Origin of the sequence: Paeniglutamicibacter psychrophenolicus (genome assembly GCF_030812255.1) — a bacterium.
In the GTDB taxonomy this organism is placed as follows: Bacteria; Actinomycetota; Actinomycetes; order Actinomycetales; family Micrococcaceae; genus Paeniglutamicibacter; species Paeniglutamicibacter psychrophenolicus_A.
Map to the genome: position 1 here is coordinate 1 of NZ_JAUSSH010000003.1, position 12,094 is coordinate 12,094.

12 protein-coding genes, 1 pseudogene and 1 riboswitch are annotated in these 12,094 nt (G+C 65.0%); of the genes and pseudogenes, 8 read left to right on the plus strand and 5 right to left on the minus strand.

Translation table 11 applies throughout. The annotated features are described in order from the left end of the window. Positions 1-91: 91 nt before the first annotated feature. The gene (locus tag J2T21_RS06145; RefSeq protein ID WP_373457904.1) at positions 92-757 is read right to left on the minus strand and encodes a potassium channel family protein; all 666 of its coding nucleotides are present in this window, start codon (positions 755-757) and stop codon (positions 92-94) included. A gap of 25 nt (positions 758-782) precedes the next feature. After that, positions 783-2,134, minus strand: a pseudogene (locus J2T21_RS06150) (TrkH family potassium uptake protein). Positions 2,135-2,306: 172 nt separating this feature from the next. Between J2T21_RS06150 and J2T21_RS06155 the strand changes: the two are divergent. Next, the gene (locus J2T21_RS06155) at positions 2,307-3,524 is read left to right on the plus strand and encodes an amidohydrolase (protein ID WP_307579577.1); all 1,218 of its coding nucleotides are present in this window, start codon (positions 2,307-2,309) and stop codon (positions 3,522-3,524) included. A gap of 154 nt (positions 3,525-3,678) precedes the next feature. Next, positions 3,679-3,807 (plus strand): hypothetical protein, encoded by a 129-nt coding sequence (locus tag J2T21_RS06160; RefSeq protein ID WP_307579579.1) that lies wholly within the window; start codon positions 3,679-3,681, stop codon positions 3,805-3,807. A gap of 120 nt (positions 3,808-3,927) precedes the next feature. On the opposite strand, the gene J2T21_RS06165 is transcribed toward J2T21_RS06160, so the two are convergent. Together J2T21_RS06165 and J2T21_RS06170 are read right to left on the minus strand one after the other, a co-directional pair. Next, entirely contained in the window at positions 3,928-4,812 is an 885-nt protein-coding gene (locus tag J2T21_RS06165; protein ID WP_307579581.1) for a hypothetical protein, read from the minus strand. 140 nt (positions 4,813-4,952) lie between these two features. After that, a complete protein-coding gene (locus J2T21_RS06170) occupies positions 4,953-5,585 on the minus strand; it encodes a hypothetical protein (RefSeq protein ID WP_307579583.1) in 633 nt (210 codons plus the stop codon). 468 nt (positions 5,586-6,053) lie between these two features. Here J2T21_RS06170 and rpsP point away from each other — a divergent pair, with 468 nt between their 5' ends. From rpsP to trmD, 4 genes are all read left to right on the plus strand, one after another. Continuing rightward, positions 6,054-6,467 (plus strand): 30S ribosomal protein S16, encoded by a 414-nt coding sequence (gene rpsP, locus J2T21_RS06175; protein ID WP_071215357.1) that lies wholly within the window; start codon positions 6,054-6,056, stop codon positions 6,465-6,467. Between the two features lie 3 nt (positions 6,468-6,470). Beyond that, complete coding sequence (locus J2T21_RS06180) at positions 6,471-6,710, plus strand: RNA-binding protein (RefSeq protein ID WP_071215358.1); 240 nt, start codon at positions 6,471-6,473, stop codon at positions 6,708-6,710. A gap of 239 nt (positions 6,711-6,949) precedes the next feature. After that, complete coding sequence (rimM, locus tag J2T21_RS06185; RefSeq protein ID WP_307579585.1) at positions 6,950-7,495, plus strand: ribosome maturation factor RimM; 546 nt, start codon at positions 6,950-6,952, stop codon at positions 7,493-7,495. A 5-nt stretch (positions 7,496-7,500) separates the two neighbouring features. After that, positions 7,501-8,313 (plus strand): tRNA (guanosine(37)-N1)-methyltransferase TrmD, encoded by an 813-nt coding sequence (trmD, locus tag J2T21_RS06190; protein ID WP_307579587.1) that lies wholly within the window; start codon positions 7,501-7,503, stop codon positions 8,311-8,313. 97 nt (positions 8,314-8,410) lie between these two features. Here trmD and thiC read toward each other — a convergent pair whose 3' ends face one another. Beyond that, positions 8,411-10,195, minus strand: coding sequence for a phosphomethylpyrimidine synthase ThiC (gene thiC, locus J2T21_RS06195; RefSeq protein ID WP_307580051.1), 1,785 nt, complete (start codon positions 10,193-10,195; stop codon positions 8,411-8,413). Positions 10,196-10,207: 12 nt separating this feature from the next. Then, positions 10,208-10,315, minus strand: a riboswitch (TPP riboswitch). A gap of 506 nt (positions 10,316-10,821) precedes the next feature. Between thiC and rplS the strand changes: the two genes are divergently transcribed. Both rplS and lepB read left to right on the plus strand, forming a co-directional pair. Continuing rightward, positions 10,822-11,181 (plus strand): 50S ribosomal protein L19, encoded by a 360-nt coding sequence (gene rplS, locus J2T21_RS06200; RefSeq protein WP_307579589.1) that lies wholly within the window; start codon positions 10,822-10,824, stop codon positions 11,179-11,181. A 57-nt stretch (positions 11,182-11,238) separates the two neighbouring features. Beyond that, positions 11,239-11,913: a signal peptidase I gene (lepB, locus tag J2T21_RS06205; protein ID WP_373457905.1), complete on the plus strand. Its 675-nt coding sequence runs from the start codon at positions 11,239-11,241 to the stop codon at positions 11,911-11,913. The last annotated feature ends 181 nt before the right edge of the window (positions 11,914-12,094 follow it).

Here is a 12,094-nt window from a genome sequence, read left to right on the forward strand (position 1 = left end):
GGCCGCGGCGATCTGGCACAACCAAAACATCGGTGCCCATCCGCTGCGCTCCTTGACCGCCTATGACCACTGACCCCTTGGAATCAATCGTCTAGAGCAGCGTGGCGAAGCGCTCGGCCGCGGAGGTCGCACCGGCCACGATGATCTCGTCGCCCTCGTGCAGCACCGTGGAGGTGGTGGTGTAGTCCCATTCCTGGCCCGGCCGCTTGGCCGCCACGATGGTGACATGGTGCTTGGACCGGATGCCGGTGTCCCCGAGCGGGCGGCCCACCGCTTCCTTCGGCGGGCGGGTCTTGACCATCGCGAAGCCGTCCTCGAACTCGACGTAGTCGAGCATCGCGCCGCGAACCAGGTGCGCCACCCGCCGGCCCATGTCCTGCTCGGGACGGATCACGTGCTCGACGCCCAGTTGCTCCAGGATCTGGCCGTGCGCGGCGCTGACCGCCTTGGCCCAGATGGTGGGCTTGTTGAAGCGCAGCAGGGCCGAGGTGGTCAGGATGCTGGCCTCCAGGTCGCTGCCGATGCCGACCACGGCGCGGTCGAACTCGTGCACCGAGAGCTGGCGCAGCGCCTCCTCCTTGGTCGAGTCGGCGCGGACCACGTGGGTGAGCTTGCCGTTGAAGGACTGGACGATGTCCTCGTCGTTGTCGATGCCCAAAACCTCGGTGCCGGCGGCGGCCAGTTCCAGGGCCAGCGCCCCGCCGAAGCGTCCCAGGCCGATGACAACCACCGAGTTGGCCTCGGCAATGCGTTCCATGGACTTGGGCGTGAACAAATGGTGCTTAGCCAATGAGCGGCCTTTCTTTCGGGAATTCATACATCACGGGTCGGGCGCGCAATGCCAGCGCCGAGGCCAGGGTGACCGGCCCCAGGCGCCCGATGAACATCAGGAAGACCAACAGCAGCTGTCCGGCCGGCGGCAGCGTGGCGGTGATGCCGGTGGACAGCCCCACGGTGGCGAAGGCGGAGATCGTTTCGAAGAGCAGCCGGTCCAGGCCGATGTCGGTCATCAGCATCAGCGCCATGGTCGAACCGATGACCAGTGCCACGGCCAGCAGCACGATGGTGATGGCCTGGCGGTGCACCGAGCGGGAAAGCCGCTTGCCAAAGACGTTCACGGCCGCGCCGCCCTGGATCTCGGTGAGCAGGATGAAAAACAGCACGGCGAACGTGGTGATCTTCAGCCCGCCCGCGGTGCCTGCCGGGCCGCCGCCGATGAACATCAAGATGTCCATGCCCAGCCAGCTCGCCGGATCCATCTGCCCGAAGTCCAGCGAATTGAATCCCGCGGTGCGGGTCATGACCGATTGGAAGAACCCGGCCAGCAACTTGTCGGCGGTCGAAAGCACGCCCAGGGTCTTGGGGTTCGTCCATTCCAGGGCGCAGATGAATGAGGTGCCGCCGGCCAGCAACGTCACCGTCCCGCCCAGGACCAGCTTGGTGTTCATGGTCCAGTGCAGCGGCCGGCGGTAGTGACGCCGAAGCTCGAAGAGCACCGGGAAACCCAGCCCGCCGATGATGATGGCGGCGGCGATCGGCAGGCAGATCCAGGGATCTCCCACGAAACCCATCAGGTTGTCGCTGAACAGCGCAAACCCGGCATTGTTGAAGGCCGAGATCGAGTGGAAGAAACCCAGCCAGATGGAGTGTCCCCACGGGTTGCCCAGGCCCACGGCAAAGCGCAGGGTCAGCAGCACCGCGACGACCAGCTCTGTTCCGGCGGTGATGCGCAGGACCCCCAACAGCACCGAACGCACTTCGCCGAAGCCGGCGCCTTGGTTTCTGCAGCTGCCTGGATCCGCGATCTCAGTCCCAGCCGCCTGGCCATCAGCACCCCGAGCAGCGAGGCGAAGGACATGATGCCAAAGCCGCCGAGCTGGATCAGCACGAGGATCACGACCTGCCCGAACCTCGTCCAGTAGGTCGCGGTGTCAACGACCGCCAAGCCTGTCACGCAGACGGCAGAGGTGGCGGTGAACAGTGCTTCGAGGAAGGTGGCCCCGCCCGGCCCCGTCTTGGCCATGGGCAGCATCAGGATCGCCGTTCCCACGGCGACGGCCAAACCGAAACCCAGGGCGATTGCCTGGGCCGGATGCCTCGGGAGCAGTGCCCGAACCGAGGGCCTGTATTTCATTGCAGCGACACGCATGGATTCCAGAATAGGCGCTGCCGGACCAAAACCGTGGCTTGGTGCCCAGGCGAGGCAAAACCCTCGGATGGCACCCTCGAGCCGAAGCATCGGAACCCAAGCGGAAAAACGTCAAAACCATGGTACTGACCGGTGTTGGAGTCCTAGACTCGAGCCCATGGGCATTGACCTCGAGCACCTGTATCGCGACCTGCACGCCAACCCCGAACTCTCCTTCCAGGAACACCGCACCGCCGGCATCGTCGCCGGGCACCTGTCCGAGCTCGGCCTCAAGGTCCACGGCGGCATCGGCGGCACCGGCGTCGTTGGCGTGCTGGCCAACGGGCCCGGACCCACCGTGCTGCTGCGAGCGGACATGGACGGCCTGCCGGTGCTCGAGGCCACCGGGCTGGACTACGCGAGCACCGCGTTCGCGACCGACGGCGACGACCACCTGGTCCCGGTCATGCACGCCTGCGGCCACGACGTGCACGTCACCTGCCTGTTGGGCGCCGTGGAAAAACTTGTCGCCGAACGCGGCACCTGGTCAGGGACAGTGGTGGCGCTCTTCCAGCCCGCGGAGGAGCAAGGCGGCGGGGCCCAGGCGATGGTCGATGACGGGCTCTATGCGAAGGTGCCGAAACCCGTCGTCGTGCTCGGCCAGCACGTCGCGCCGTTCCCCGCCGGCTGGCTCGGACTGCGCCCGGGGGTAGCCATGGCCTCGGCCGATTCGCTGAACATCACCCTGCATGGATCCGGCGGGCACGGTTCGCGCCCGGAGACCACCGTCGACCCGGTGCTGCTGGCCGCGGCCACCACCATGCGCCTGCATGGCATCGTCTCGCGGGAACTTGCCGCCGCCGACCAGGCGGTGCTGACCGTGGGGCAGATCCACTCCGGCACCAAGAACAACATCATTGCCTCGCATGCCACCCTGGGGCTGAGCATCAGGACCTTTGACGAATCGGTGCGGACAAAGGTGCTTGCTTCCATTGAACGCGTGGTGCGCGGCGAGGCCTTGGCCTCCGGGTCGCCCACGGAGCCAGTGATCACCTTGGAGGAGCATTTCCCTTTGACCGTCAACGACACCGCGGCGTCGGCACGGGTTGCCTCCGCACTGGCCGGGCGCTTCGGCACCGATCATGTCATTGATCCCGGACCGGTCGCGGGCAGCGAGGATGTGGGCGTCCTGGCCACTGCGGCCGGGGTGCCGCTGGTGTACTGGTTGCTGGGCGGGGCCGACCCAAGCCTGTTCACGGACTTTGCCGCGACGGGAAGGATGCCGGAGAACATTCCCTCGAACCATTCGCCGCATTTCGCCCCGCGAATCCAGCCGACCCTGCGCGTGGGAGTCGATGCCCTGGTCGCTGCTGCCCGCGCGTGGCTGGCCGAATAGCGACGGGTTCGGGCGGCGGGCACTGGCATGGTGCCGTGAGCGGAATCCGGCGGGTCCAGCCAAATGCACAGCAATACAGGCTAGGGTTTGCCGGTAGGGGTACTTTCCCCTAAATTTTGGGATTGCCGAGCGATCCCAGCTAGGACGGCACATCATGTCGAAGTCACCGCGTAAGGCAGAAGCCAAGAAACCTTCAAAGTCCATCAAGGAAAAGCGCGCCGAAAAGCGCACCAAGACGGCGGGGGAATCGATCCTTGACCCCGTGCGCAAGGTTTCGAAATAACCGCCATGCGGTGTGGCTGATCTAAATGGCCACCTCGAATACACCTGAAAATGCCTGTTCGGCGGAAGGAAAACCCTCGTCGAACAGGCATTTTTGTCTCTGCAGCCGTTCCGTGCGTTCCTAGCGGAGGCCGGAACCTCGGTAGACCCGCACCCAGGTGTCCGCGGTGACGCCGAGCGCGCGGCGCTGGCCTGCAACCTCGACGGTCAGGGTCACTCGCCACTCGGGGCTCGGTTGGAAGGCCTTGAGCAGGGGACCGTGCAGCGTCTGGTTGCCGTCGCTGACCTCGATCACGCGCTTCAGGTGCTCGGGTCCAAGATCCGCGGCACGCACCATCGATTCACGGCGGGGTCCTGCCGGACCACGGGGGACCTTTACGATCGTGCGAGCCTCGCGCATGGCTTCGGAGCGACGGGCAATGCGTTGCTCGCGCTGGGCCGTGGTGCCGCTCAGTGAGAGCGGGGCGGGCGAGAAACTGGGGATGGCAGTGATCCGGGTGATTGCCTGCGGGTATTTCTTGGTCAGCTTGGCCCAGAATTCCTCGGGGCCCTTGCCCATGAGAATGACCGCGCGCAGGTTGGGAACCAGGCGCAGCAACCTGCCCATGGGTTCGAGCCCGGCATTTGTCTCCGCGCCCGTCAACCGCCCGCCAGCGCCCTCGGCCCGGTACCAGGGATAGGCGTGCCAGAGCACAACTTCCTTGGCATCGATTCCCGCCTCGGCCAGCAAGGTGGCCAGTGCCTCGGCCGCCGCATCATCATCCTCGGTGGAGAGGATGTCCTCGCCGTCCTCGGCACGGTTCGCAGCCTCGGGAGCCGGCATCAGGCACAGGATTGTGGCGTCCGTGCCGCCATGAAGGGGCGCGAAGAACGGAACGGATGCGGGGTTCCCGGGCGATTCGGCGCGCAGGTCCTGGACCAGGGAATTGAGGGGTGCAACGTGTTCGGCCCACAACTCCGATTCCTGCGAGTTCCTGAATTCGGGGTCGATCATTTTGCGGGGCATGAAGGTTTCTCTCATGTAACTTTCGAGGGGTCTAGCCACAAGCATGGCACGGGCCGGAGTCGAACCCGCACCCCGGGTACCACGACGTATCAAGGGTCACTGGGTTGTTCGTGTGGAACCTGCGGATTCGGAGCGATCCGTCACGCTCCCGTATTGCGTTCACGGAGCCGGTCGGCAATCCCCGCCCAGACACGTTTTTGTTCCTCTCGGTCGACGGTCCGCTTGGCGCCCAGCGGGTGAAGCGAGCGCAGGATGTGCAGTTCGGGGAACGTGGAATGGATTTGTGGAAGCACCGCATCCGCCGCTTCCTGGGCCTTCTTCCCCAGGAGCAACAGCATCTTCAGGTCAGTCATCAGCCCCATGACCTCCAGCAGTGCCCGGCCGCCCTCGGCCGACTGCTCGGGCGTCAGGTCCCGCTTGGGGTCGTTGCGGGGCCATGGGTAGCCGTTCCAATGGCAAAAGTCGGTCGGGTCGATGTCGAACTCGGTCATCAGGTGGCGTTGGCGATCCGCGGCCCGGTCCGGGTTCCTGATGCACAGGAACGTGGTTTCGTCGCGGGGTTCGTCTGCGTCGTTGAGGACGACCAGTGCCGGGGCGTGGATGCCGCCATGCCACGGGGCGGCCAGCGGCAGGCGGACCCCGCCCTTGGCATCGCCAAGCCGCACGATCAACTCATTGAGGGGAGCCACATGTGCAGCATGTAAGCCCTTCGCCTGCTCATCCCAGAACGGGTCGCCGGGCTGGGCGCGCTTCCAGTTGTCGGCCAGTGCCATCGATTCCCTTTGCTTCGCCTTCGATCCAGGACCTCGAACCTCTTCCCTGGTGGATACCGAAATATATCAAGGGAAGGGTGCCGTGCACCTTCTGGCCGGGGATTCATCGTCAGATCCCGCGACTCGGGCCGGCGGTTTTTCGTCGTGACAGTCGCGCCGGAGCGCTCGTGCCCGGGCATGGTGGCTGGGCCCGGACACGTCTCATACATGGCGAATGTCAGCTGCATTCGACGTCGAAGCCCTCCTGTCCGGGCGATGGTTTTTGTGCGATGCGACACGCAGCCAAGGAAAAGTGCTGGCAGGTCCATTGCGGTCAAATCTATCTGGCATAATGGACAGGTACTCGATTTGAAGTGGCCCCTCTCTCCGCCTTGAATCCTGTCCTTTTGAAGATCTGCGGTATGGCCCGCCCCACGGGTGCAGAAACAGGACTTCGCACATGTTGAGAAAACAGGAGTGACCACTACCGTGGCCGTTAAAATTCGTCTGAAGCGTTTCGGCAAGATTCGCGCACCTTACTACCGCATCGTCGTCATGGATGCTCGCGCCAAGCGCGACGGCCGTGCCATCGAAGAAATCGGCAAGTACCACCCGACCGAAGAGCCTTCGTTCATCGAGGTCAAGTCCGAGCGCGCCCAGTACTGGCTCTCCGTCGGCGCACAGCCGACCGAGCAGGTTGCCGCTCTCTTGAAGATCACCGGTGACTGGCAGAAGTTCAAGGGCATCGAAGGCCAGGAAGGCACCTTGCGCGTCAAGGAAGCCAAGCCTGCATTCGTCGTCCCGGAGAAGGGCTCGGTCATCTTGCCCGAGGCCATCACCAAGAAGGCTGAAAAGCCTGCTGCCGAGGCCGAGGTCGAGGCAGAAGCAACCGAGGCTGAGTAACCAGTGCTCGTTGAGGCGCTGGATCACCTGGTACGTGGCATCGTAGACACCCCCGAAGACGTGCAGGTTGCGTTGAAGGCAAATCGTCGCGGTGACATCCTTGAGGTGCGAGTGCACCCCGAGGATCTCGGTCGGGTCATTGGCCGCCAGGGTCGCACCGCCAAGGCGCTGCGCACCGTGGTTGCAGCACTGGCGGAGGAACCGATCCGCGTCGACGTAGTCGACACGGACCGTCGCCGGTAGCCAGCCTCACCACACATTTTTGTGTACCTTTGGTCCCACGATCCATGACGGATCGTGGGACCAAAGTGGCTTAACGGCCAAGGTGCGACGCAACCGTTGGCGGCACGGAACCGGCAACGACCAACTCGCACGTAAGATTGAACCTAGAAAAGTGCCCTGGGGGATGAGTGTCCCGCCAATGCACGCCCCTTGCCGGACAACTCCGGCCACCCACTGATTTGTATTCAAGGAGAAAACGCATGCGCCTCCAGGTCGCCCGCATTGGCAAACCACACGGCATCCGCGGAGAGGTGACCGTCCAGGTGCTCACCGATGCGCCGGAAGACAGGTTTGTTCCCGGTGCGGTCTTCGAGGTCGAGCACCCCAGCATCAAGCAGCTCACCGTCGAGGGAGCACGCTGGAACAAGGAAATCCTGTTGCTGGCCTTCGAGGAGTTGCTTGACCGCAACACCGCCGAGACGGTGCGCGGGGCCAAGCTGTTCATCGACACCGAAGAAGTCGAGGATGATTCCGAGGGCTGGTACGAGCACGAACTGGTGGACCTCGAGGCCCGCGTGGACGACAAGGTCGTCGGCAAGGTCACCGCGCTGCGCACCGGCAATGTCCAGGACCTGCTGGTTGTCGAATCCACCGAAGGCGACGAGATCTACGTGCCGTTCGTCGAGGACATCGTCCCGGAGGTCAACATCGAGGGCGGCTACATCATGCTGACCCCGCCGGCCGGCCTCTTCGAGGTCAACCGCGAGGACGGCACGGGCGAGAACGCAGCAGGCAAGGAAGCCTAGTCACGATGCGCATCGATGTTGTCTCCATCTTCCCGGAGTACCTTGCCGCCCTGGACTTGTCGCTGATCGGCAAGGCCCGGCGGGAGAAGCTGCTGGAGCTGAACGTGCACGACCTGCGCGACTACACCCACGACCGCCACCGCACCGTGGATGACACCCCCTATGGCGGCGGCGCCGGCATGGTCATGAAACCGGAGCCCTGGGGTGCCGCGCTGGCACGCATCGCCACCGAATCCCCGGTCTCCAACGCGCTGGGCGACAAGCCGATCCTGATCGTCCCCTCGCCGGCCGGCGCGGTCTTCGACCAGGAGATGGCCTACGAACTGGCCGGGGCGCGGCACCTGGCCTTTGCCTGCGGCAGGTATGAGGGCATCGACGAGCGGGTCCTGGAATTTGCCTCAGAGGCCTTCGACGTGCGCCCGGTCTCCATCGGCGACTACGTGCTCAACGGGGGAGAAGTCGCGGTGCTGGCGATGGTCGAGGCCATTGGCCGGCTGATCCCCGGGGTCATCGGAAACCCGGAGTCGCTGGTCGAGGAATCGCACTCCGACGGACTGCTGGAATACCCGGTGTACACCAAGCCCGGAACCTGGGAGGGTCGCGAGGTCCCCGAGGTGCTGCTCTCGGGCAACCACGGCAAGATCGCGCGCTTCCGCCGCAACAAGCAGCTGGAGCGCACCGCCACCCGGCGCCCGGACCTGATCGTGCAGCTGGATGCCTCCACGCTGAACCGGCACGACCGCGACACCCTGTGGCACAACGGTTTTGCCATCGTTGACGGCCGCGTCGTGTCCAAGGACCAGATCGCACCCCAGTAGTACGGCACGCGGCAATGTTCCGGGGGCTGCCCCCGTCCTTTCCCCTGACCGGGGCAAGGGCGGGGACAGCCCCTTTTTTGTGGGCCGGCCGGTGGCGCTAGGCCCTGGCGGGCATCCCGGGTTCGGGCAGGTAGACCTTGCCGCCGGAGGCCAGGAACTCCTGGCTCTTTTCGCGCATGCCATCCACCATCTGCGCGATGGCCGCTTGCGAGTCCGCCGAGCCGTATTCGTCGCGGATATCCTGGCTGATGCGCATGGAGCAGAACTTTGGCCCGCACATCGAGCAGAAGTGCGCGGTCTTGGCCGGCTCGGCCGGCAGCGTCTCGTCGTGGAAGGCCTCGGCGGTCACCGGATCCAGCGACAGGGCGAACTGGTCGCGCCAGCGGAACTCGAAGCGCGCCTTGGACAGCGCATCGTCCCGCTCGGAGGCTCCCGGGTGCCCCTTGGCCAGGTCCGCGGCGTGGGCGGCGATCTTGTAGGTGATCACCCCGGTCTTCACGTCGTCCTTGTTCGGCAGCCCCAGGTGTTCCTTGGGGGTGACGTAGCAGAGCATCGCGGTGCCGTAGCGGGCGATCTCGGTGGCGCCGATGGCGCTGGTGATGTGGTCGTAGCCCGGCGCGATGTCGGTGACCAGCGGGCCCAGCGTGTAGAACGGCGCGCCGTTGCACAGTTCCTGCTGGCGCTCCACGTTCTCGCGCACCAGGTGGAACGGGATGTGCCCGGGTCCCTCGACCATGACCTGCACGTCGAATTCCCAGGCCCGCGCCGTCAGCTCGGCCAGCGTGTCCAGCTCGGCGAACTGCGCGGCGTCGTTGGCGTCGGCGATGGAGCCGGGGCGCAGCCCGTCGCCCAGGGAGAACGCCACGTCGTATTGCGCGAAGATTTCGCACAGCTCGTCGAAGTGCGTGTACAGGAAGTTCTCCTGGTGGTGGGCCAGGCACCAGCCGGCCATGATGGCCCCGCCGCGCGAGACGATGCCGGTCACCCGGTTGGCCGACAGCGGCACGTAGCGCAGCAGCACCCCGGCGTGGATGGTCATGTAGTCCACGCCCTGCTCGCACTGCTCGATCACCGTGTCGCGGAAGATTTCCCAGGTCAGCGCGTTGGCCTCGCCGTCGACCTTTTCCAGTGCCTGGTAGATCGGCACGGTGCCGATGGGCACGGGGGAGTTGCGGATCAGCCACTCGCGGGTGGTGTGGATGTCGTCCCCGGTGGAAAGGTCCATCACGGTGTCGGCGCCCCACTGGGTGGCCCACTGCAACTTGTCCACCTCCTCGGCGATGGAACTGGTCACCGCCGAGTTGCCGATGTTGGCATTGATCTTCACCAGGAACGCCTTGCCGATGATCATCGGCTCGGACTCCGGGTGGTTGATGTTCACCGGGATGATCGCCCGGCCCGCGGCGACCTCGCTGCGCACCAGCTCCACGTCGCAGTTCTCGCGCAGCGCCACGAAACGCATCTCGGGGGTGGTGATTCCGGCCCGTGCATAGCGCATCTGGGTCACGCGCTTGCCTGCCGCAGCACGCCGGGGGACCGGCCGGCTGCCCTTCCATTCAGCCGAGGCCTTGCCCCGGCGCACCGCCGACTTCCCGTCGTCGAGCAGGTTCCGCTCACGCCCTGCGTAGGTCTGCGTGTCCGCGCGTTCCTCGATCCAGCTGCTGCGGAAAGCCGGCAGCCCAACCACGGGGTCGCTTCCCGGGCCGGCGGTGCGGTAGACCTGCAGCGGGGCGTTGTCCTTCCCGCCCGGGGACGGCTCCAGCGCAATTTGCGTGACCGGTACCCGGATCCCGGATTCTTCATCCTCGAGGTAGGCCAGCGCGTGGGACTTCAGGGACTGGGTCTGCGTTGCTTCCACGGCGTTTTGGACAGGGCTGTGCATTGAAACGGTGTTGCTCAAGGAGTACTCACTTCCTTCGCCGGCATTACCCGGACAGGTTCAACGGTCTCTCGCTGCATCAGCTCGATCTCAGCCCTTGCAAGGGCCCCCGTGTGGTCGAAAACGAAACTATCACACGATCCGGCCCGGCACCGTTTGTGACCTTGGGCACCGGCAGGTTGCGCCCGGCGGCGCGGACCGGGGCTCGTTCGATGTGTTCCCGATGACCGGTTCCGATCGAATCGGGCCTCTTCTCGGCGGGTTTCCGGCCCTCTGGGCGCGCTCGGGGCCGCGATCGCGGCGGGTTCCCGTCCGGGCAGAAACTGCCGGTGCTGCTCAAGCCCGGAGCATCATCGGGCGGATCCTTTCCGTGCAGGTTCGCCGGCGGGTGCGGGACTTCGCGCCATTCCCCGGAGTGTGGCAAAATGGATTCTTGGGTCTACTGGGTTCTGCTCCTGCCGCAGGGGGAACGAGTCAACAGTTGGACCAGCCGTCGATCCGCAAACGGATCGCGGTACCAAACTTCGGACCGCCACATCTTTTTCCGGGCGCACTCGTGCGCCCCGGGGAACAATTACGGTCCGTGTCTAAGATAGGTGACCTGCGGCGTCTATCTAGGAGATGCATTCATGCATATTCTCGACTCTGTCGATGCAGCCTCGCTGCGCAGCGATGTTCCTGACTTCCGCCCGGGCGATACCGTCAAGGTCCATGTCAACATCATCGAAGGCAAGAACACACGTGTTCAGGTTTTCCAGGGCTTCGTCCTTGGTCGCCAGGGCCGCGGCGTGGGCGAAACCTTCACCGTTCGCAAGGTCTCCTTCGGCGTCGGCGTAGAGCGCACCTTCCCGGTGCACTCCCCGGTCCTCGAAAAGATCGAACTGGTTTCCCGCGGCGACGTTCGCCGTGCGAAGCTGTTCTACATGCGCGATCGCCACGGCAAGGCCGCGAAGATCCGCGAAAAGCGCGACTTCCGGACCGCCAAGTAGCCAGAAAAACGAGAGCCTTCGTCTTCGCGGCCCCCGGGGCTGCGGAGATGGGGATCCATCGTGGATCGATCTACTGAATCGGAAAGTTCTTCCGCTTCGACAAAGCGCCGGTCTCCTTCGAGGGGCTGGCGCTTTGTCGTTGGCGCGCTTGCAGCGGCGGCGCTGATCACCCTGGTCGTTCGTGCCACCGTCGTTGACTTCTTCTATATCGGGTCCACTTCCATGGAATCCACGTTGAACCCGGGTAATGGGCTGCTGGTGAACCGGCTTGCCTACAAGGACGCCGAGATCCAGCGCGGGGACGTGGTCATCTTTGACGGCCGCGGTTCCTTCCTGCCCTACCAGCGCCCCGGTGCCCTCGATTCCCTGGCCTGGGCGCTGCGCCTTGCCGGCAAGGATGCGGTGTACGTCAAGCGCGTCATCGGCGTCGGCGGCGACACCGTCACCTGCTGCGGCCCCGACGGGCGCCTGAGCGTCAACGGCATCCCGCTGGAGGAGCCTTACGTTCTTGAGGGCAACAAGCCAAGCGACCTTGAATTCGACGTGAAGATCCCCGAGGGGCGCTTGTGGATCATGGGGGACCACCGCTCGGTGTCCGAGGACTCGCGTGCGCTTCTTGGTGCACCGGGCGGCGGCATGATTCCCGTCGATCGAGTCATCGGCAAGGTCACCGATGTGATCTGGCCGCTGGATCGCCGGCACCCCGTCGAGGGCCACGCGCCGGCCCCATAGTTTGGAACCCGCCACTGTTGCAGTGGCGGGTTTTTTATTGCCCATTCCGAACACGCCCCCTCCGGGCGCCTGATCCATTTCCGCTTGCACAAACCATTGGATTCCCTTGGGCCGTCATTGAAGTCGAGCTGCCTACGACGGATGATGCCTCGTAAGTTGTCGCTTCCCTCCAAGCTGGTAC

Bases quoted from the DNA above. Each gene is read 5' to 3' on its own strand.
- J2T21_RS06155 (WP_307579577.1), top strand. From the start codon at position 2,307: ATGGGCATTGACCTCGAGCACCTGTATCGCGACCTGCACGCCAACCCC.
- rimM (WP_307579585.1), top strand. From the start codon at position 6,950: ATGCGCCTCCAGGTCGCCCGCATTGGCAAACCACACGGCATCCGCGGA.
- J2T21_RS06170 (WP_307579583.1), bottom strand. From the start codon at position 5,585: ATGGCACTGGCCGACAACTGGAAGCGCGCCCAGCCCGGCGACCCGTTC.
- J2T21_RS06165 (WP_307579581.1), bottom strand. From the start codon at position 4,812: ATGCCCCGCAAAATGATCGACCCCGAATTCAGGAACTCGCAGGAATCG.
- thiC (WP_307580051.1), bottom strand. From the start codon at position 10,195: ATGCACAGCCCTGTCCAAAACGCCGTGGAAGCAACGCAGACCCAGTCC.
- J2T21_RS06145 (WP_373457904.1), bottom strand. From the start codon at position 757: ATGGAACGCATTGCCGAGGCCAACTCGGTGGTTGTCATCGGCCTGGGA.
- trmD (WP_307579587.1), top strand. From the start codon at position 7,501: ATGCGCATCGATGTTGTCTCCATCTTCCCGGAGTACCTTGCCGCCCTG.
- J2T21_RS06160 (WP_307579579.1), top strand. From the start codon at position 3,679: ATGTCGAAGTCACCGCGTAAGGCAGAAGCCAAGAAACCTTCAAAGTCC.
- rplS (WP_307579589.1), top strand. From the start codon at position 10,822: ATGCATATTCTCGACTCTGTCGATGCAGCCTCGCTGCGCAGCGATGTT.